The sequence below is a fragment of the Pseudomonas sp. S3_G06 genome (assembly GCF_054667565.1).
This window is the reverse complement of record NZ_CP162738.1, coordinates 3,354,688-3,373,623: the sequence shown is the minus strand read 5'-3', so window position 1 is coordinate 3,373,623 and position 18,936 is coordinate 3,354,688. Positions and strand designations below refer to the sequence as shown.

The following is an 18,936-nucleotide window of genomic DNA, read 5'->3' as shown; positions in this document are numbered from 1 at the left end:
TGTTTTTAAAATATTTCCGTCATCGCATCCCGGGCGTTAGATCGGAACATGCTTAGAAGCGCAGCGCTAAAAGTGAAATATCAGGCAATAAAAAGCCCCGCTTTTCAGCAGGGCTTTGCTTTTGCAGCCTGTCCGGCTTTCAGGCAACCAGTGCCTGGCGGGTACGCTCGATCACGGCCTGCAGCGGTTCGGCGCTGGAGTATTGATCGGGGTACAAACGCTCGCTGTGACGAGCGATGCCGTGTTCATTGACCACGGTGAAGCTGAAGCAGCCTTTGCGAGCGGCCATGATCAGGCAGTTCATTGGAGCAAAAGCGTTGGTTAGGGTGCGAATGGCATCCTGAGTCTGGATTTGAGTAGACATAGTTATTAGGTGTTCCTACAAATGACACGGATAAGAACCGTGCAACGTTAAAACGTTCCAGTAACGTTGATCACCATTGATCGAACGAAGAACCCGACTGGAACAAAGCAGCCAGTTCGAAGCGCTGATAAGTGAGCGCGCTTGGGCTGGCAGGTAGGTACTTAGGAGGACAGGCATCACAGCGAGGGCAAAGGTTCTGGGCCCGGGGTGAAGATCCTGATCAATTTGCAGGTTGGTTCGGTCAGAGTAAGTGTTCTTCGCAACGCCCTTTGCTTTCGTTCAAAGGCAGCGTCGTCGCAAGAGTTACCTGGAAACCATCGAGGGGTCGTTCCCGCTTTTTTCGGCAATGTCTTCCTGTTGGAAGTTGACCGTGGGAGATGTTCGACCGGAATTGACTTTCAGCTTGGTACTAACGCCGCGGATAGTAACGGATCCGTTCGGGCGAAGCAAACCCCATGACCAAAAAAAAGGATCACAGGGAAAGGTCATGTCGCACCGTCCGTCGGCCTGCATGCTTTTCGCAGAGCCTTTCGGTCGCTCGCAGCTGCGCAAAATGACCCGAAAAAGCGCACGCATATAACCGGCTCACAGGTACTTGTGCACATTAGTTGCGCAGAGCGTAACGCAACTGTCACATCGATCCTGACTCCAGTCGCTGCCTGTATCAAAAGTTTAAGTCAATGAAAAATATCGTCTTTTTTTGTTGGTGAAAAAATCGTCAGTTTGACTGCGAGCCCCATTCCATAAGGCTTTGCGGGGATCGTAGACCGGTTGTCCACTGACTTATCCACAGCTTCTGTGGATTGTCCCTAGCGCTTGCTCTAGCACGGGCGTGCCGGGTTTTTTTCGACTTTACCTGTAAGAAAAAGAGAGTAAAGTGGCGCGCCTTCCGATCTGTCCCGCAGTGCTTTATGAAGTTTCGCTCAGTATCAGACTCTGTTACCTCCAACCCGACCTCTGTTACCGCTCCCAAGCGTTTTTCCGTGCGTGTGGCCGAATGGCTGCTCGATGCGCCGCGCCTGAGCGACAGTCCCAGCGCCAAGCACCTGGCCGGCCGTCTGCTCAAGCAACCGGCCCGAGAAGGCGTGGTCGCGGCACAAAGCCGCCTCGGCCAATTGATTTGCCGGGAGTGCGGCAATGCCCGTGACCGGCGTATCGGCCAAGAGCTGCTGCGTCAGGCCGCCCGCGCCGGTGACCGTCGCGCACAGCAGGAACTCGGTCTGATCGAAGACTGAGCTGTCCAAGCCCTGACACCTTGGTTAACCTTCAGGCTTTATCCGATTGGCAGGAGTCGCTATGGCTATGGACTTGACCAGCGTATTGCTCGGTCTTGCGGCGGCAGGGTTGCCGCTGTTGGCGCTGGCCTGGCAACTGCAACGCCGGGCCAGCAATGCCCAGGCCGATCTGGCCTTGCTCGAAGAGCGCCTGGCCATGGCGCAACTGGCCCAGGACGGCCTCACCGCGCAGCTTGAAGCGAGTCGCGATGAAATCGCCGATCTCGGCCAGGCCAATGCCGCCAAACAGGCAGACCTCGCCGCGCTGCGCCGCGAAGTTGAATTGCTGCAGATCGAGCGCGACGACGCCCGCGACGCCTCCCACGCCTGGAACCTCGAACGCGCCAACAAGGACGCTGAGTTACGCCGCCTCGACGCCCACGCTGCCTCGCTGAGCGCCGAACTGCGAGAGCAACAGGAAAGCCATCAACAACGTCTCAACGACCTGCAAGGCTCACGCGATGAACTGCGCGCGCAATTCGCCGAGCTGGCCGGCAAGATCTTCGATGAGCGTGAGCAGCGCTTTGCCGAAACCAGCCAGCAGCGGCTCGGGCAGTTGCTTGATCCGTTGAAAGAGCGCATCCAGTCCTTTGAAAAACGCGTTGAAGAAAGCTATCAGGCCGAAGCCCGCGAGCGTTTTTCGCTGGCCAAGGAGCTGGAGCGTTTGCAGGCGTTGAACCTGCGTCTGAGCGACGAAGCCACCAACCTGACTCGCGCGCTCAAGGGCCAGAAAACCCAGGGCAATTGGGGCGAATTGATCCTCGAGCGCGTTCTTGAGCACGCGGGTCTGGAGAAGGGCCGCGAGTATCAGACTCAGGTCAATCTCAAAGGCCCGGACGGTGAGCGCTTCCAGCCCGATGTGATCATTTATCTGCCCGGCGACAAGCAGGTGGTGGTCGACTCGAAAGTCAGTCTCACGGCCTATCAACAATATGTTGCGGCTGATGACGACACATTGGGGCAGATCGCGATCAAGCAGCACGTGTTGTCGCTGCGCAATCATGTCAAAGGTCTGGCCGGCAAGGATTACAAGCGTCTGGAAGGCTTGCACAGCCTCGATTTCGTTTTGCTGTTCGTACCGATCGAAGCGGCATTTTCTGCGGCATTGCAGGCTGAGCCTTCGCTGTTTCAGGAAGCCTTCGACCGTAACATCGTCATCGTCAGCCCGACTACGCTGCTGGCCACGTTGCGGGTGATCGACAGTCTGTGGAAGCAGGAGCGGCAGAGCCAGAATGCCCGGGAAATCGCCGAGCGCGCGGGCTGGCTGTACGACAAGTTCGTGTTGTTTATTCAGGATCTGGACGAAGTCGGCAATCGTCTGCAGCAACTGGACAAGGCTTACAGCTCCGCGCGTAACAAGCTGACAGAGGGGCGCGGTAATCTGGTCAGCCGCAGTGAGCAGTTGAAGTTGCTCGGTGCGCGGGCAAGCAAGAGCTTGCCGGCGGATTTGCTCGAGCGGGCGATGACGGATGTTGATGGGTTGGTTGAGTTGCCTGAGTAGGCGTCGTTTTTTGGGCTGATTTTGGGGGCATATCCGTTGCTGCGGTGATGGCGGCTGGCGGTTTCGCCCTTACGGCGACTCACTTTTTTTACAAACGCCCGGAATGCCGGCCCAGTAAAAAAATAAGCAAAAAAACGCTTGCTCCTACGTTCGGCCCTCGCAAGCTCGGGTCCCTTCGCTCCGGGATCGATCCGGGCGCAGCGGCTCCGGTTTGCTTCGCTGCACCTCCTTGCGCTGTGTCTGGCTGCGCCAGACGGTCGCTGCGCTCCCACGCCCGGACCAATCCCTCCGCTCAGCCTTCCGACGTCGCCGGTGGATCAAAATCAAAAGCACTCGAGCTAACGCTCATTGTGTAGGAGCTGACGAAGGCTGCGATCTTTTGCTTTTGCTTTTCTGTGGGAGCGAGCCTGCTCGCGAAGGCTTCTGCAAGGTCACCTTCTACAACGGCAAATACCGACTCAGCAGTGCCCGCAACGCCGCCGGCTTCACCGGTTTGGCCAGATAATCCAGGCCCGCCGCATGCACTTGCGCCACGGTCTCCGGGCGTCCATCCGCGCTGATGACCACGCCGGGTACCGGCTCGCCCAGGCGCGTGCGCAACCACGCCATCAGCTCTGTGCCGGTATCGCCGTGGTCGAGGTGATAGTCGACCAGCGCCAGTTGTGGCCGCACACCTTCATCCAATATCGCTGCGCATTCTTCGCGATTGCGCGCCGTCCACACTTGGCAGCCCCAGCGGCTCAACAGGCTGTTCATGCCGATCAGGATGCTGTCTTCGTTATCGATGCACAGTACCTGCGCGCCGCTGAGCAGTTTTCCGTTCAGTTCCACCGTGGCGCTGACTGGAGGCGTTTGCGTGCGGGCGATCGGCACCGTCACGCTGAACACACTGCCGCGCCCCGGCCAGGAGCGAACGCGCAGGGTGTGCCCGAGCACGCGGCACAAGCCATCGGCGATCGCCAGTCCCAGGCCCAGGCCTTTTTCGGCGCGGGTCTGGTGGCTGTCGAGGCGTTTGAACTCTTCGAAAATCACTTGCTGCTTGTCTTCCGGAATGCCCGGGCCGCGATCCCAGACTTCCAGACACAGCTCGCCACCGCGCCGACGCACGCCCAGCAGCACCGGGCCTTTGGCGTAGCGGAACGCGTTGGTGAGGAAATTCTGCAGAATCCGCCGCAGCAGTTTGATGTCGCTGTCGATGCGCAATTGACTGCCACGCACCCGGAACGTGAGCTTTTGCTCTTGGGCCAGCGCCTTGAATTCTGCGCCGAGGGTGTCGAACAGTTCGTTGACGGCGAAGGCTTTGCGATCCGGGTTGATCTTGCCGTTTTCCAGGCGCGAGATGTCCAGCAGATCGCTGATCAGGTCTTCCGCCGAACGCAGCGAGCTGTCGAGGTGTTGCACCAGTTGTTGCGCCTCTGCGCTCAAGCCTTCGTTCTGGTGGGAGAGGGCGGCGGAGAAAAGTCGCGCGGCGTTAAGCGGTTGCATCAAGTCGTGGCTGACGGCGGCGAGGAAGCGGGTTTTCGACTGGTTGGCCGCCTCGGCATTGCCCTTGGCTTCGGTGAGCGCGACATTGAGTTGCGACAGTTCCTGGGTGCGTTCGCTGACCCGTTGCTCCAGCCCTTCGTTAGCCTCGGTCAGCGCCTGTTCGGCTTCGCGGAACGCGGTGATGTCGGTGAAGCTCATGACAAATCCGCCGCCGGGCATCGGGTTGCCGATCAGCTCGATCACCCGGCCATTGGGGAACAGCCGTTCGGAAGTGTGCGCGCGGCCCTGACGCATCCAGTGCAAGCGTCGCGCGACGTGCACTTCCGCTTCGCCGGGGCCGCACAAGCCGCGTTCGGCGTTGTAGCGAATGATGTCGGCAATCGGCCGGCCGACGCTGATCAGGCCGTCGGGGTAGTTGAACAGCTCCAGATAACGCCGGTTCCACGCCACCAGTTTCAGCGACTGGTCGACTACGCTGATGCCCTGGGTGATGTTCTCGATCGCGCCTTGCAGCAGGGCGCGGTTGAACTGCAGCACTTCCGAGGCTTCGTCAGCGATTCGGACTACGTCCTCCAACTGCATTTCCCGACCTTCGATGGCGGCCTTTACTACGGCCCGTGTCGAAGAAGCGCCGAGGACACCGGCGAGCAAGCGTTCGGTGTGGGCAATCCATTCGCTGTCGGCGTTCTGGTTGGGGTTGAAGCCCTTGCCCTGACGGTAGGCAAAGCGAATGAAACTCTGCCGCGCGCGTTCTTCGCCGACAAAACGCGCCGCCAGTTGCAGCAGATCGTCGATCTGCACAGCCAGCATCGAACGGGCATTAGGTCGCGCGCTGATTTCCTGGCCGATGAAACGCCCGGCCTGCCAGTGCTCGGAAACCCGCGTGCGCGAGAGCACCGAGACCCAGGCGAACAGGGTGAAGTTACCCGCCAGCGACAGCACCACGCCTTGAGTCAGCGGGGTGATCGGCAGGTTCAGTGGATTGCTGTGCAGCCACGCCAGCCCGGGGAAACTCGCCAGTGACCAGCCGAGACTGTGCGCGGCAATCGGCAGCACCAGCGTGTAGAACCAGAGGAAGGTGCCGGTGGCGAGGCCGGCGAACACGCCCCGGCGGTTGGCCTGTTTCCAGTACAGCGCGCCGAGCATGGCAGGCGCCAGTTGCGTCACCGCGGCGAAGGCGATCTGGCCGATGGTCGCCAGGCTTGCGGTCGAGCCGAGCAAGCGATAACTGACGTAGGCCAGCAGCAGAATCACCACAATACTCACGCGGCGCACCGAGAGCATCCACTGGCGGAACACTTCGAACGGGCGCTCGGCGTTGTTGCGGCGCAACAGCCACGGCAACAGCATGTCGTTGGAAACCATGGTCGACAGCGCAACGCTGGCGACAATCACCATGCCGGTCGCTGCCGATGCGCCGCCGATAAACGCCAGCATTGCCAGCGCCGGATGGGCCTGGGCCAGCGGCAGGCTGATCACGAACGAGTCGGGCAGCACGTGGTTGGGCAGCATCATCTGACCGGCAAGGGCGATCGGGACTACAAACAGTGCGGCCAATGCCAGATAGGCGGGGAAGACCCATTTCGCCAGACGCAGATCCTGAGGGTCGATGTTCTCCACCACGGTCACGTGAAATTGCCGCGGCAGGCAGATGATCGCCATCATCGCCACGCCGGTCTGCACCACCATCGATGGCCAGTTGATGGTTTCCTTCCAATACGCCTCAAGGCGCGGGGCGAGCATCGCCTGATTGAACAGGTCGTCGAAACCGTCATACAGGCCGTACGTGACGAAGGCGCCGACGGCGAGAAAGGCGAACAGCTTGACCAGCGATTCAAAGGCAATCGCCAGCACCATGCCACGGTGGTGTTCGGTGGCGTCGAGGTTGCGCGTACCGAAGACGATGGTGAACAACGCCAGCACCAGCGACACGATCAGTGCCGTGTCTTGAGCGCGGGTGCCCATGGCATCGGCGCCGGCGCCGATCAACAGGTTCACGCCAAGGACAATGCCTTTGAGTTGCAGGGCAATATAGGGCAACACGCCGACCAGACAGATCAGCGCGACCACCACCGCCAGCGATTGTGACTTGCCGTAGCGCGCGGCGATGAAGTCGGCGATGGAGGTGATGTTCTCCTGTTTGCTGATCATCACCATTTTCTGCAGGACCCACGGCGCGCCGACCAGCAGCAGGATCGGCCCGAGGTAGATCGGCAGGAATGACCACAGTTGTTCCGCCGCCTGACCGACCGCGCCGAAGAACGTCCAGCTGGTGCAGTAGACCGCCAGCGACAGGCTGTACACCCAGGCACGCACCCGCGGCGGCAACGGTGTGCTGCGACGGTCGCCGTAGAAGGCGATAGCGAACATGATGGCCATGTAGGCCAGGGCAACGACGGCGATCAGCCCGGTGGACAACGACATGCAGCACTCCCGACAAATGACTCCCGGCACTCCTGCCCGGGCGGACAGTCTCGCACGGGCGCGGCGGTTAGTCAGTGTCGACCAAGGTCGTGGCGTGGCGGGGTGTCGCAGGCGGGGTACCGGGTGGTTTTTGTGGTGCCCGGGCGGGCCTCTTCGCGAGCAGGCTCGCTCCCACAATTGGAATGCATTTCCTTGTGGGAGCGAGCGCGTCAGTCCAGACGCAGCGCAATATCGATCAGGCGATGGAGCTCTTCAATCTCCAGCGCCGTGGCCGAAAACAGAATCCGGAACACCACCGGCGCCACCACCAGATTGATCAAGCGGTCGACACTCGGTGTCTTTTCATCCGGGTAGCGATCAACAATGGTCTGCAACTGCGCACCGATGATCGCCACGCAATAGCCCGGCGTAGCGCTGGCCTGCACGTCGCGCATCATGTTGCGCCCGACCTCTGAACTCATCTCGTCAAGATACTGCTCGGCCCACGCACGGATATCGCCGCGCAGGCTGCCAGTGTTCGCCGGCTCGCTGTCCGGGCGCATGCGGGCGAGGGCGACGTCCGCCAGCAATGCCGCCAGATCACCCCAGCGGCGGTAGATCGTCGACGGCGTAACCCCCGCGCGGGCGGCAATCTGCGGGACGGTCACGGTGGAACGTTCCTGCTCTTGCAGCAGCGCATTGACCGCCGAATGAATCGACTCCTGCACCCGGGCACTGCGGCCACCGGGGCGTAAACCTTCTTTAATAGCCATGCGGCAGACCTTAACACAAAGAATTTGCTTTAAGCGCTGGGCGGTAGCACACTGCGCAAAAGCAAAAAATTAGCTTTTGCGGAGTGTGCCCATGACCAGCCCCTTGAATAATTTCGCTTCCCACCGGTCCAGCTTGTGGTTTCTGGCGATCACCTTACTCAGTTTTCTCGCCGCTTCCACCGCGCCGACGCCGTTGTATCACTTGTATCAGGATCAGTTGCATTTCTCGGCAGCGATGTTGACGCTGATCTTCGCCGTTTACGCTTTCAGTCTGTTGGCAGCGTTGCTGACGGTCGGTTCGCTTTCCGACCATTTGGGCCGCAAACCGGTGATCTTTACCGCCGTGTTGCTCAATGCACTGGCCATGTTGCTGTTCATCTATGCCGATAGCGTGGCTTGGTTGATCAGCGCACGGGTGTTGCAGGGTTTTGCCACTGGCATGGCCACTGCCGTTTTGAGCGCAACGCTGCTCGACACCGACCGGCAGCAGGGGCCGCTGATCAACAGTGTCGCGCCGTTACTCGGGATGGCTCTGGGCGGTTTGGGCTGTGGCTTGCTGGCAGAACTTGCACCGGCGCCGTTGCAACTGACCTATTGGTTACTGTTGGCGTTGTTCGTGTTGCAAGGCATGTATGTCTGGCGCCTGCCGGAAAGTGTCTCGCGGCAAGGCGGGGCGTTGGTGTCGTTGCGGCCCACCTTGCACGTACCGGTGCAAGCGCGTTCAACGTTATGGCGAGTGCTGCCACTGAACACCGCGACCTGGGCGCTCGGAGGTTTTTACGCTTCGCTGGCACCGTCGTTGGTGCGCACGGCCACTGGCTCTACCTCCAATCTGATCGGCGGTGCGACGGTCGCGGCGCTCACCGTGACCGGTGCGTTGATGATTTTTACGATGCGCAATCGCCCGGCCGCTCAGGCGCTGCGTCTGGGCGCGAGCCTGCTGCCGGTCGGGCTGATTCTGATTTTGCTCGGCGTGCATGGCGCCAGTCTGCCGCTGTTTTTCTTCGGCACACTGGTCGCCGGTTGCGGCTTTGGTTCGGGCTTTCTCGGAGCGGTGCGCAGCCTGGTGCCGCTGGCTTTGCCGCATGAACGAGCCGGCTTGATGTCAGCGTATTACGTGCTCAGCTATCTGGCGTTCTGTCTGCCGGCGCTGCTGGCCGGGTATCTGGCGCGCAACTTTGGACTGCTGGCGACCACCGACGGTTACGGCGTTGTGTTGATCGTGCTGGCCGTTGCTGCGCTGCTGCTCAGTCTGTGTCCGCAGACGGGCAGAGTTTGCAGCGCTCCTTAGCGCGTGTGGACGCTTATCTGCAAAACAGATAACAGTTAGAGATATTACCCGTTATATCGATATTCGATTCGGATCTACCATGGACTCAACCTCACCAGGGGACAGGAGTTCATGATGACTTGCCGCAACAGTGTCACCCCCGGCTACAAACCTTTCAGCCACCCTCAACATCCTCGTGAAGTGATCCGCCAGTTCACGCCGAACTGGTTCGCTGCGACCATGGGTACCGGTGTGCTGGCATTGGCGCTTGCCCAGTTGCCGCTGGCCATTCCCGGATTGCGCGCCGTGGCCGAGGGGCTGTGGTTGTTCAATATTCTCTTGTTCACACTGTTTACCGCTGCCTACGCCGCGCGCTGGATTTTGTTCTTTGACGAGGCGCGGCGGATTTTCGGCCATTCGACTGTATCGATGTTTTTCGGCACCATTCCCATGGGCCTAGCGACGATCATCAACGGCTTTCTGTTGTTCGGCCTGCCGCGCTGGGGGGACGGTGTCATTCATATCGTTGAAGTGTTGTGGTGGACCGATGTGGCGATGTCGCTGGCCTGCGGTGTGCTGATTCCGTACATGATGTTTACCCGCCAGGAACACAGCATCGATCAGATGACCGCGGTCTGGTTGCTGCCGGTGGTGGCGGCGGAAGTGGCAGCGGCCAGCGGCGGCTTGCTCGCGCCGCATCTGACCGACGCCCATGGGCAACTCGTCGTACTGACCACCAGTTATGTGCTCTGGGCTTTCTCCCTGCCAGTGGCGTTCAGCATTCTCACCATTCTGTTGCTGCGCATGGCCTTGCACAAACTGCCCCACGAAAACATGGCCGCGTCGAGCTGGCTGGCCCTCGGTCCGATCGGCACCGGTGCGCTGGGCATGTTGCTGTTGGGCGGTGAGGCGCCAGCGATTTTTGCCGCTAATGGTCTGCCCGGCGTCGGTGAGATCGCTGCGGGCCTGGGTCTGGTCGCCGGGATCACGCTGTGGGGTTTTGGTCTGTGGTGGATGTTGATGGCACTGTTGATCACCGTACGTTATCTACGCGACGGCATTCCGTTCAACCTCGGCTGGTGGGGCTTCACCTTCCCGTTGGGCGTGTATTCGCTGGCGACGCTGAAACTGGCAAGCATCCTCAACCTGACGTTTTTCAGTGTATTCGGTACCGCGCTGGTGATTTTGTTGGCGGCAATGTGGCTGATCGTCGGCAAGCGCACCGTGCAGGGCGCGTGGCGTGGCGAGCTGTTTGTCTCGCCGTGTATTGCAGGTTTGAAGAAATAATCCGAAAAGTTTAGGTAAGGTGTGGCCTGGATCGTGGTGCGGGAATCCAATAACAAGCACCCAGGCCTCACTACCTAACATCAGGAAACACGGAAGATGAGTCACCCCTCACAGTTCAACCTGTTGCGCACCCGGCGCTTTTTGCCCTTCTTTATTACCCAGTCGCTCGGCGCGTTTAACGACAACGTGTTCAAGCAGTCGTTGATCCTCGCCATCCTCTATCGGTTGACCATCGAGGGCGATCGCTCGATCTGGGTCAACCTCTGCGCGCTGCTGTTTATCCTGCCGTTTTTCCTGTTCTCGGCGCTGGCCGGGCAGTTCGGGGAAAAATTCGCCAAGGACGCGCTGATCCGTCTGATCAAGCTCGCGGAAATCGCCATCATGGCCGTAGGATCGATCGGCTTTCTCTTCGATCATCTGTCGCTGATGCTGGTGGCACTGTTCGCCATGGGCACGCACTCGGCGTTGTTCGGCCCAGTGAAGTATTCGATCCTGCCGCAGGCCTTGCGCGACGATGAACTGGTCGGCGGCAACGGTCTGGTGGAAATGGGCACGTTTCTGGCGATTCTCGCCGGCACCATCGGCGCCGGGATCATGATGTCGTCCGAGCACTACGCGCCGGTAGTCTCCGCAGCGATCGTCGGCATTGCCATGCTGGGTTATCTGGCCAGCCGCAGCATTCCGCGCGCGGCGGCCTCGTCGCCGGAAATGCGCCTGAACTGGAACATCTTCAGCCAGTCCTGGGCGACGCTGAAACTCGGTCTGGGCCAGACACCTGCGGTGTCGCGCTCGATTGTCGGTAACTCGTGGTTCTGGTTTGTCGGGGCGATCTACCTGACGCAGATCCCGGCCTACGCCAAGGAATGGATGCACGGCGACGAAACCGTGGTCACCCTGATTCTGACCGTGTTCTCGGTAGGTATCGCCCTGGGTTCGATGCTCTGCGAAAAGCTCTCAGGGCGCAAAGTCGAGATCGGTCTGGTGCCGTTCGGCTCGTTGGGCCTGACCGTGTTCGGCCTGTTGCTGTGGTGGCATTCCGGTGGGATCCCGGACAGCGTCACCGGCCATAGCTGGATTGCCGTGCTGGGCTTCGTGCACACCTGGGCGGTGTTGATCGACATCCTAGGCCTCGGCATTTTCGGTGGATTCTATATTGTGCCGCTGTACGCGCTGATCCAGTCGCGCACGGCTGAAAACGAACGGGCGCGGGTGATTGCCGCCAACAACATTCTCAACGCGCTGTTTATGGTGGTGTCGGCGATTGTTTCGATCGTGTTGTTAAGCGTCGCCAAGCTGTCGATCCCGCAACTGTTCCTGGTGGTGTCGCTGCTGAACATCGGCGTCAACGCCTACATCTTCAAGATCGTTCCGGAATTCAGCATGCGCTTCATGATCTGGCTGCTCAGCCATTCCATGTACCGCGTCGAGCACCGCAACCTTGAAGCGATCCCGGACGAGGGCGCGGCGCTGCTGGTGTGCAACCACGTGTCGTTCGTTGACGCCTTGCTCATCGGCGGTGCCGTGCGTAGGCCGATTCGCTTTGTCATGTACTACAAGATCTACAACCTGCCGGTGCTGAACTTCATCTTTCGCACGGCGGGCGCGATTCCTATCGCCGGACGCCAGGAAGATATCCAGATCTACGAAAAAGCCTTCACGCGCATTGCCCGGTATCTGAAGGACGGCGAACTGGTGTGCATTTTCCCGGAAGGCAAATTGACCGCCGATGGCGAGATCAACGAGTTTCGTGGCGGCGTGACGCGGATTCTCGAAGAGACCCCAGTACCGGTGATTCCGCTGGCGCTGCAAGGATTGTGGGGGAGTTTCTTCAGTCGCGATCCGAACAAGGGCTTGTTCCATCGCTTGTGGTCGCGGGTGACGCTGGTGGCGGGGCCGGCGATTACCGAAGGGACGGAGCCGGCGAAGTTGCAGGTGTTGGTGGGGGAGTTGCGCGGGGCTGTTAGATAGTCGGTGTATCAAAAGGCCCCTTCGCGAGCAGGCTCGCTCCCACAGTTGACCCTGTTCCAATGACGGAACGCGGTTGAATGTGGGAGCGAGCCTGCTCGCGAAGACGGTAGTGGCTTAAGCGCTGACTTTAAGGCCAATCAACCCGGTAACGATCAACGCCACACTGAAGAGTCGAATCAGCGCCATTGATTCGCCAAACAGAATGATCCCGGCGATCACTGTGCCCACGGCACCGACACCGGTCCAGATCGCATAAGCCGTACCCAGCGGCAATTCCTTCATCGCCAGACCGAGCAAACCAAGGCTGATGGCCATGGCGGCGACGGTGAGGGCGGTGGGAAGCGGGCGGGTGAAGCCGTCGGTGTATTTCAGGCCGACGGCCCAGCCTACTTCGAACAGGCCGGCGCAAAACAGAATGATCCAGGACATGCAGGACCTCCATCGATTGACGGGGTCGTCCCCAGATTAATGACTCGAGCGAGCCGCAGGGTCGTCCCCGCGTTGCGCAATATACTGACGAGCATTAACTCGGGGATCAAGTTTTCAGCCTCAATCGGCAGCCCGTTGTGCGAGGCTGTCGCGGTCTTCCTTCTCGCTCATGCGCCGGAAGTACGTCGACAGCAGTGCTCCGGAAATATTGTGCCAAACGCTGAACAGCGCGCTCGGCACAGCCGCCAGTGGCGAGAAGTGCGCACTGGCCAATGCCGCGCCCAAGCCCGAATTCTGCATGCCGACTTCCAGTGCCAGCGACTTGCGCTGAGCCAGCGGCAGGCCGAACAGGCGCCCGGTGAAGTAGCCGAGCAGATAACCGAAGCTGTTGTGCAGCATGACCACGGCCATGATCAGCAGGCCGGACTCGGCGATTTTCGCCTGACTCGCCGCCACCACGGCGGTGACGATAATCACGATGCTGACCACCGACACCAGCGGCAACACATCCACCGCATGCCGCACCTTGTCGCCGAGCAGACGCTGCGCGACCACGCCGAGAACGATCGGCAGCAGCACCACTTGCAGGATCGACCAGAACAGCTCCATGAACGATACCGGCAACCACGCCGAGGCCAGCAGCCAGATCAGTGCCGGGGTCAGCAGCGGGGCGAGGAGCGTGGTGACGGCAGCAATGGCCACGGAAAGCGCCAGATCACCGCGTGCCAGCCAGGTCATCACGTTCGAAGAGGTGCCGCTCGGGCAGCAACCGACCAGAATCACCCCGACGGCGATTTCCGGAGGCAGGTGAAACACCTGGCAGAGCAACCACGCCACACCGGGCATGATCACGAAATGCGCAACCACGCCCAGCGCCACCCGCCACGGATGGCGAGCGACGGCAGCGAAGTCGTCGAGTTTGAGGGTCAGGCCCATGCCGAACATCACCAGACCCAGCAGCGGTACGATCGCGCTTTTCAGGCCGATGAACCACGCCGGTTGCAGAAAGGCCACGACGGCGAATATCAGAACCCAGTAAGCGAAGGTATTGCCGACAAAGCGGCTGAGTGCAGCCAGTGCGCGCATGGCTTGATCCTTGTTATGTGAAAGCGTTAGGAAGCTAAGCATACGTCGCCAACAAAAAGATCGCAGCCTTCGGCAGCTCCTACAGGAAAATTCGTCTCATGTAGGAGCTGCCGAAGGCTGCGATCTTTAAGCTTTCACACGAATAACGGGTCAGATCCCCTGCGGCATCTCTTCCCCACCCAACGCTTCAACCAGTGCCGGCAGGAAGTCGCCGAAGGTCAGCATCATCAGGGTGAAACTGGCATCCAGTTGGCCCAGGGCTTCGTCGCCACCGTCCTGTTCCGCCTGATCCTGCAACAGATCCTCGAATTTCAGGCGTTTGACGGTCATCTTGTCGTCGAGCATGAACGACAGTTTGTCCTGCCAGGCCAGCGACAGCTGAGTAACGACTTTGCCGGTGCTCAGGTGCAGCTGGATTTCCTCGCTGGTCAGGTCCTGACGCTTGCAACGGACGATGCCGCCGTCTTCGTGGGTGTCGCGCAGTTCGCACTCGTCCAGCACATAGAAATCGTCGGCGGCTTTCTGCGTGGTGACCCACTCGGTCATCACCGCAGTCGGTGCCATTTTCACTGTCAGCGGACGCACGGGCAGGGTGCCGATCACTTCGCGCAGGGTCGACAGCAGGTCTTCGGCGCGTTTCGGGCTGGCCGAGTTGACCAGGATCAGGCCCTGTTTCGGCGCGATCGCGGCGAAGGTCGACGAACGACGAATGAACGCGCGCGGCAGAAACGCCTGGATGATCTCATCCTTGATCTGGTCGCGTTCCTTCTTATAGACCTTGCGCATCTGCTCGGCTTCGATCTCTTCTACCTTTTCCTTGACCGCGTCACGCACGACGCTGCCCGGCAGGATACGTTCTTCCTTGCGCGCAGAGATCAGCAGGAAATCGCCGCTGACGTGTACCAGCGGCGCATCTTCGCCCTTGCCGAACGGCGCAACGAAACCGTAAGTGGTCAGCTCCTGGCTTGCACACGGCCGCGCCAGTTTGGTCGCCAGTGCAGTTTCCAGCGCCTCGGCGTCGACAGGCAGGTCTTGGGTCAGGCGATAGATCAGCAGGTTCTTGAACCACATGGGGCGAGTCACTCCTTTATACAAAGGGGGGCATTATTGTCTTCGCCGGGGCATAGGCCAACCCTTCTCTAAGCCTTTGGAAGGCCTCGGAAAATTATTTAAAAAAGTGCTTGCCAGAGGTTGGGGTGCTCCGTAGAATGCGCGCCACACCGAAGCGAAGGGTGATTAGCTCAGCTGGGAGAGCGTCTGCCTTACAAGCAGAATGTCGGCGGTTCGATCCCGTCATCACCCACCATTCGTTTCAAGTGTTTAGCGCAGCGGTAGTTCAGTCGGTTAGAATACCGGCCTGTCACGCCGGGGGTCGCGGGTTCGAGTCCCGTCCGCTGCGCCATATTCGGTAACTTGGACCACTGAACGCCAGGTCGCCATGGAAAAACCCGCTGAAGCGGGTTTTTTTCTGTCTCAAGGTTCTACTCGCGGGATGTATCGTTTCACTGGTTTTCAGATTTTTTTGAAAAATATTCAATTAAATCAACACATTACGAAAACTTGTGGCATAATGCGCCCCGTAACGAAGCGAAGGGTGATTAGCTCAGCTGGGAGAGCGTCTGCCTTACAAGCAGAATGTCGGCGGTTCGATCCCGTCATCACCCACCATTCGTTTCAAGCGTTTCGCGCAGCGGTAGTTCAGTCGGTTAGAATACCGGCCTGTCACGCCGGGGGTCGCGGGTTCGAGTCCCGTCCGCTGCGCCATATTCGGTATCTGGAACTGAACGCCAGACACCACAAAAAGCCCGCCTTGTGCGGGCTTTTTGCTGTCTGCGATTTATGAAATCGCCGCGCTACTGCGCCGCATTGCGGGCATGCCGATAATCGCTCACTGCCTCATACACCGCCCTGCGCAAGCGATTGATCCCACCAATCGGCCGATGCGCCTCGATGCCGAACCACGGATTGAACGACAGGTTGTCGCATTGCAGATTCAGCGCCGGCGTATCGAAGTCCTGCGCAGGCAGAGTGATCCGCGCCACCGTTTCAAACGGTGCATCCTGCTCACGCCACTCAATGCTGGTGTCCTCGATCGGCATGTACTTGTTCGCGTCCTGGCGCTGGATCTGCAAGGCGAAGCACGCCGGCACCCGATCCGTCGACAACTGCTGATTCAGTGCGCTGCGCAGAAAATTCGGCAGGTCGTGATTCTGTTTGGGCAGCGTATACGCGGGGCAACGCTCCGGATCCGGCACGACGCGGAATTTCGCATTGGCCTCACCGAACTTGTAGGGCGATACCGAGAAATATGTGGTCTCGGTCGGACTGTCCGGCGGCGCTGACAGCGTAGCCAGCGCGATGAATAGATGACGGACCTGCCAGGTGCGCGGATCCCATGTCGGAAAAAACGCCATGACCTTCTTGCCGTCAGCCTGCGCCGCCACATTCTGACGATACTCTGCGACATTGCTGACAAAGAAATTCGGATGGCTGAACATCACGAAATCCTGTTCATGCTGGTCCTGGCGATTGCCGAGCAGTTGTGCGCCAGGAACCTCAAGCAACTTGATCGCCATTCCGCGCGCGTCGCGAATGCTGTCGAACTGTGGATAGGCATTGCCGTTGGACAACCGGATCAGCGCCTGCCAGGTCTTGCCCGGCTCGCTGAACACACCCCGTCGCAGCGATTGCGCCAGTTCCGGTAACACCTGCACTTGCGCCTTCACGCAGCCATGCGCCTTGGCGTGGGCATCGCGCAGATAACGCGTGGGTTCGCGGTGCTGGTCGACGATGCGCACTGCGGTTTGAATGATGTCCTGGGTCATCGCCGCTTCGCCCGCTGGAATCTGTTCCTGTGCAGATACCGGCCCGCGATGCTGCCAGGCAAACCACGCGGTGGCGATGGCCCAGCCGAGCAGGCCGATGATCAGCAGCACCAGCAGCGTCTTGCCGAGCAAACGCCCCAGCCAGAGCCAGAAACGCGCGAGTGGCGGCAGTTCTTTTTTGAATGTCGGCATGATCATGGCAACTGCGCCTCCAGTGGTCCGCCCAGTACTTTCAGGTATTCGAGCAACGCCCAGCGCTCCTCGGGTTGCAGGAGGCGGCCGATCACCCCGTTACCGCGAGCGCCGGCGCGGAATTCGTGGCCGCTGTTGCGGTTGCCGCTGATGCGCGTGTCGAACAGAAAACCGTTGGTGAAAGGCTCGGTGCGATAGCCGAGGTGGCGCGGATCGTATTCGAGCGTGCCTTTGTAGAAGGTCGTCGCACGCTCGTCCTGCGGTGACAGCAACTGATAGATGCTCGGCACCGAACCGTTGTGCAGAAACGGCGCAGTCGCCCACACGCCAGCCAGCGGTCGGGCCTTGTAAGCGACTTTCTCGCGCACGCCGATCGGCAGGCCGAAACCATCCATGCGCGGTTTTTCTTCCGGCGTGATCTGCGCGTCGCGATAGGCACGGTCTTCCACGAATGCGGTGACGTAAGCCAGGCCCTTGGCCACCGACAATTGGCTCAGATCAAGCGGCTCCTTGGGTTCGGGATGCAGTTTGACGTCCATCTTTTCCAGCTCTTTGACATCCCATTGCAGCGCGCTCAGGTCGAAACGGTGACTGGCAATGTTGTTGGCGGCGTTCGGATCGGTGCCGATCACCTCCACGGGAAGCATGTGCAAGTGCTGCACCCAGCGTTCGCCTTCCTGCGATTGGCGCGGGACATGGCAGCCGGCGCAGTTTTCCGCGAACAGCGCGCGGCCTCTGGCGGCCAGCGGCTTGTCGATCGCACCGAACAGATCTTCCGGCCAGGTCGGCGGCTTCAGCTGCTGCAAGGTTTCTTCGATAGCGTGCAGATCGCGCACGCGCACGCTGGAGGGGTAGCGCTCAGCGCCTTGCAGCGGCTGGCCATTGGCGTCGAAGAAATTCAGCGTGGCACCGACGCCGAGCGCTTCGCCGATATTGCGCGCCATTGGCTGTTGAGCCGAGCCGTTCCACTGCACCCAGTCAAACGTCCACATGTCCCACAGCTGCGGGTAATCCACCGGGGCATCGGCCACGCGGTAGTTGGCAGGGGAAATCGCATCGCCAAACGTAGCGTTGGCAATCCGGCCGAACGCATCGGTGCGCCCCGGGCCTTCCTCGGTCGGGTACAGGCCGCGATGAGTGTCGTTCCAGGCCACTTTGACGAAGGTGTTCAGCGAGGTCTTGAACTCGCTGCGCAATTGTTCGCGGCGCGCTTCGTAATCATCTCCGAGCACCTGGCGGGCGAAGCGCTCAAACTTCCATGGGTCGTAGTAAGTCGAGGCGAGACTGGCGGCCAGGGCCTGTCCGAAACTGCCGCCGCGCAGTGTAGGAACGCTGGAAGGCAACACGTGTTGTGCGCTGCCGCCATCGATACGCACGGCCTGGCCTTTGAAGCGCAACTCGCCGGTGTGGCAAGCGGCGCAGGTGATGTCCAGATAGTGCTCGGAGGCGTCGCCGGGATTCTGGTGCCGGGCAAAACCGACGGGGAGGTTGCCGGGGTTGTTCGCGCTAGCTTTCTGCTGCGGGTCGACCAGGAAGCCGAAACGGGCGAGATATTCGGGGGAGGCGAAGCGCTGCTTGGAGAAGGGCAATTCCAATGCCTGGAACCACTCGTAACGCAGGCCTTTGACTTGCGTGCCCTGCGGCGTGAAGTAGTAGGTCTGGCGTTGCTCTTCGCTCCATTGATCCAGGTAACGCACCTGCTGGGGCGGGGTGTAGAAGGGCAATTTCGGGTTGGCGACGTAATAGACGATCACCGCGAGGGCGATTACCGCCAGCATGATCAGCAGAGCGAGAATGCGGGATAAGAGGCGCAAGTTGAACATCCTTGTCGAATTGTTGCGCTGTTATGCCTGAGCGCCGCTGGCTGGGCAAGTGGCCATTACGCCAGATACTGAGTCAGGAGCCGACGAGCCTTGTCGTCCGTGAATGACAGAAGCTTCATCCAGCCGTTGCCCAAATGCGTTTTAATCCCTGAACTTATCGGAAGATTCCTGCTCTCATGCCGGTAGCCATTGGTCGTGGCGGCCTGATAAGCTCGCGGCTTTACTCGATTGCCCATTCGGCGCATGAACAAGGAAA

13 protein-coding genes and 4 tRNA genes are annotated in these 18,936 nt (G+C 60.0%); 9 read left to right on the top strand and 8 right to left on the bottom strand.

The annotated features are described in order from the left end of the window. Window positions 1–139 precede the first annotated feature (139 nt). The gene (locus tag AB4N47_RS15010) at window positions 140–364 is read right to left on the bottom strand and encodes a hypothetical protein (protein ID WP_016773719.1); all 225 of its coding nucleotides are present in this window, start codon (window positions 362–364) and stop codon (window positions 140–142) included. A 911-nt stretch (window positions 365–1,275) separates the two neighbouring features. On the opposite strand from AB4N47_RS15010, the gene AB4N47_RS15005 reads away from it, so the two are divergent. Both AB4N47_RS15005 and AB4N47_RS15000 read left to right on the top strand, forming a co-directional pair. Further along, complete coding sequence (locus tag AB4N47_RS15005; RefSeq protein WP_024012181.1) at window positions 1,276–1,599, top strand: SEL1-like repeat protein; 324 nt, start codon at window positions 1,276–1,278, stop codon at window positions 1,597–1,599. Window positions 1,600–1,774: 175 nt separating this feature from the next. After that, window positions 1,775–3,139 carry a DNA recombination protein RmuC gene (locus AB4N47_RS15000; RefSeq protein WP_164558317.1) on the top strand — a complete coding sequence of 455 codons (1,365 nt, stop codon included), beginning with the start codon at window positions 1,775–1,777 and terminating at the stop codon, window positions 3,137–3,139. Between the two features lie 438 nt (window positions 3,140–3,577). Here AB4N47_RS15000 and AB4N47_RS14995 read toward each other — a convergent pair whose 3' ends face one another. Together AB4N47_RS14995 and AB4N47_RS14990 are read right to left on the bottom strand one after the other, a co-directional pair. Next, the gene (locus AB4N47_RS14995; protein WP_341638824.1) at window positions 3,578–7,048 is read right to left on the bottom strand and encodes a hybrid sensor histidine kinase/response regulator; all 3,471 of its coding nucleotides are present in this window, start codon (window positions 7,046–7,048) and stop codon (window positions 3,578–3,580) included. A gap of 209 nt (window positions 7,049–7,257) precedes the next feature. After that, entirely contained in the window at window positions 7,258–7,800 is a 543-nt protein-coding gene (locus tag AB4N47_RS14990) for a TetR/AcrR family transcriptional regulator (RefSeq protein WP_341638825.1), read from the bottom strand. A 103-nt stretch (window positions 7,801–7,903) separates the two neighbouring features. On the opposite strand from AB4N47_RS14990, the gene AB4N47_RS14985 reads away from it, so the two are divergent. The 3 genes from AB4N47_RS14985 (at window position 7,904) to AB4N47_RS14975 (ending at window position 12,325) form a co-directional block, all read left to right on the top strand. Continuing rightward, complete coding sequence (locus tag AB4N47_RS14985) at window positions 7,904–9,091, top strand: MFS transporter (protein ID WP_341638836.1); 1,188 nt, start codon at window positions 7,904–7,906, stop codon at window positions 9,089–9,091. Between the two features lie 114 nt (window positions 9,092–9,205). Continuing rightward, complete coding sequence (locus AB4N47_RS14980) at window positions 9,206–10,357, top strand: TDT family transporter (protein ID WP_341638826.1); 1,152 nt, start codon at window positions 9,206–9,208, stop codon at window positions 10,355–10,357. A 96-nt stretch (window positions 10,358–10,453) separates the two neighbouring features. Further along, the gene (locus tag AB4N47_RS14975; protein WP_341638827.1) at window positions 10,454–12,325 is read left to right on the top strand and encodes an MFS transporter; all 1,872 of its coding nucleotides are present in this window, start codon (window positions 10,454–10,456) and stop codon (window positions 12,323–12,325) included. Between the two features lie 114 nt (window positions 12,326–12,439). Here the strand turns inward: AB4N47_RS14975 and sugE are convergent, their stop codons facing one another. The 3 genes from sugE to rdgC form a co-directional block, all read right to left on the bottom strand. Next, entirely contained in the window at window positions 12,440–12,754 is a 315-nt protein-coding gene (gene sugE, locus AB4N47_RS14970; RefSeq protein WP_341638828.1) for a quaternary ammonium compound efflux SMR transporter SugE, read from the bottom strand. A 120-nt stretch (window positions 12,755–12,874) separates the two neighbouring features. Continuing rightward, on the bottom strand, window positions 12,875–13,840 hold the full coding sequence (locus AB4N47_RS14965) for a bile acid:sodium symporter family protein (protein WP_273528731.1): 966 nt from the start codon (window positions 13,838–13,840) through the stop codon (window positions 12,875–12,877). A gap of 150 nt (window positions 13,841–13,990) precedes the next feature. Further along, window positions 13,991–14,911: a recombination-associated protein RdgC gene (rdgC, locus tag AB4N47_RS14960; RefSeq protein ID WP_024012190.1), complete on the bottom strand. Its 921-nt coding sequence runs from the start codon at window positions 14,909–14,911 to the stop codon at window positions 13,991–13,993. Between the two features lie 159 nt (window positions 14,912–15,070). Between rdgC and AB4N47_RS14955 the strand changes: the two genes are divergently transcribed. The 4 genes from AB4N47_RS14955 (at window position 15,071) to AB4N47_RS14940 (ending at window position 15,604) form a co-directional block, all read left to right on the top strand. Beyond that, window positions 15,071–15,146 (top strand) — tRNA-Val (locus AB4N47_RS14955). Between the two features lie 19 nt (window positions 15,147–15,165). Then, window positions 15,166–15,242, top strand: a tRNA-Asp gene (locus AB4N47_RS14950). A gap of 190 nt (window positions 15,243–15,432) precedes the next feature. After that, window positions 15,433–15,508, top strand: a tRNA-Val gene (locus AB4N47_RS14945). A gap of 19 nt (window positions 15,509–15,527) precedes the next feature. Continuing rightward, a tRNA-Asp gene (locus AB4N47_RS14940) sits at window positions 15,528–15,604 on the top strand. Between the two features lie 89 nt (window positions 15,605–15,693). On the opposite strand, the gene AB4N47_RS14935 is transcribed toward AB4N47_RS14940, so the two are convergent. Both AB4N47_RS14935 and AB4N47_RS14930 read right to left on the bottom strand, forming a co-directional pair. Continuing rightward, window positions 15,694–16,863: a catalase family protein gene (locus AB4N47_RS14935; protein WP_400558053.1), complete on the bottom strand. Its 1,170-nt coding sequence runs from the start codon at window positions 16,861–16,863 to the stop codon at window positions 15,694–15,696. Then, complete coding sequence (locus tag AB4N47_RS14930) at window positions 16,860–18,671, bottom strand: di-heme-cytochrome C peroxidase (protein WP_341638830.1); 1,812 nt, start codon at window positions 18,669–18,671, stop codon at window positions 16,860–16,862. Before AB4N47_RS14930 ends, AB4N47_RS14935 begins: the two co-directional genes overlap by 4 nt. Window positions 18,672–18,936 lie beyond the last annotated feature (265 nt).

Bases quoted from the DNA above. Each gene is read 5' to 3' on its own strand.
- rdgC (WP_024012190.1), bottom strand. From the start codon at position 14,911: ATGTGGTTCAAGAACCTGCTGATCTATCGCCTGACCCAAGACCTGCCT.
- sugE (WP_341638828.1), bottom strand. From the start codon at position 12,754: ATGTCCTGGATCATTCTGTTTTGCGCCGGCCTGTTCGAAGTAGGCTGG.
- AB4N47_RS14965 (WP_273528731.1), bottom strand. From the start codon at position 13,840: ATGCGCGCACTGGCTGCACTCAGCCGCTTTGTCGGCAATACCTTCGCT.
- AB4N47_RS14990 (WP_341638825.1), bottom strand. From the start codon at position 7,800: ATGGCTATTAAAGAAGGTTTACGCCCCGGTGGCCGCAGTGCCCGGGTG.
- AB4N47_RS14980 (WP_341638826.1), top strand. From the start codon at position 9,206: ATGACTTGCCGCAACAGTGTCACCCCCGGCTACAAACCTTTCAGCCAC.
- AB4N47_RS14935 (WP_400558053.1), bottom strand. From the start codon at position 16,863: ATGATCATGCCGACATTCAAAAAAGAACTGCCGCCACTCGCGCGTTTC.
- AB4N47_RS15010 (WP_016773719.1), bottom strand. From the start codon at position 364: ATGTCTACTCAAATCCAGACTCAGGATGCCATTCGCACCCTAACCAAC.
- AB4N47_RS14975 (WP_341638827.1), top strand. From the start codon at position 10,454: ATGAGTCACCCCTCACAGTTCAACCTGTTGCGCACCCGGCGCTTTTTG.
- AB4N47_RS15005 (WP_024012181.1), top strand. From the start codon at position 1,276: ATGAAGTTTCGCTCAGTATCAGACTCTGTTACCTCCAACCCGACCTCT.
- AB4N47_RS14995 (WP_341638824.1), bottom strand. From the start codon at position 7,048: ATGTCGTTGTCCACCGGGCTGATCGCCGTCGTTGCCCTGGCCTACATG.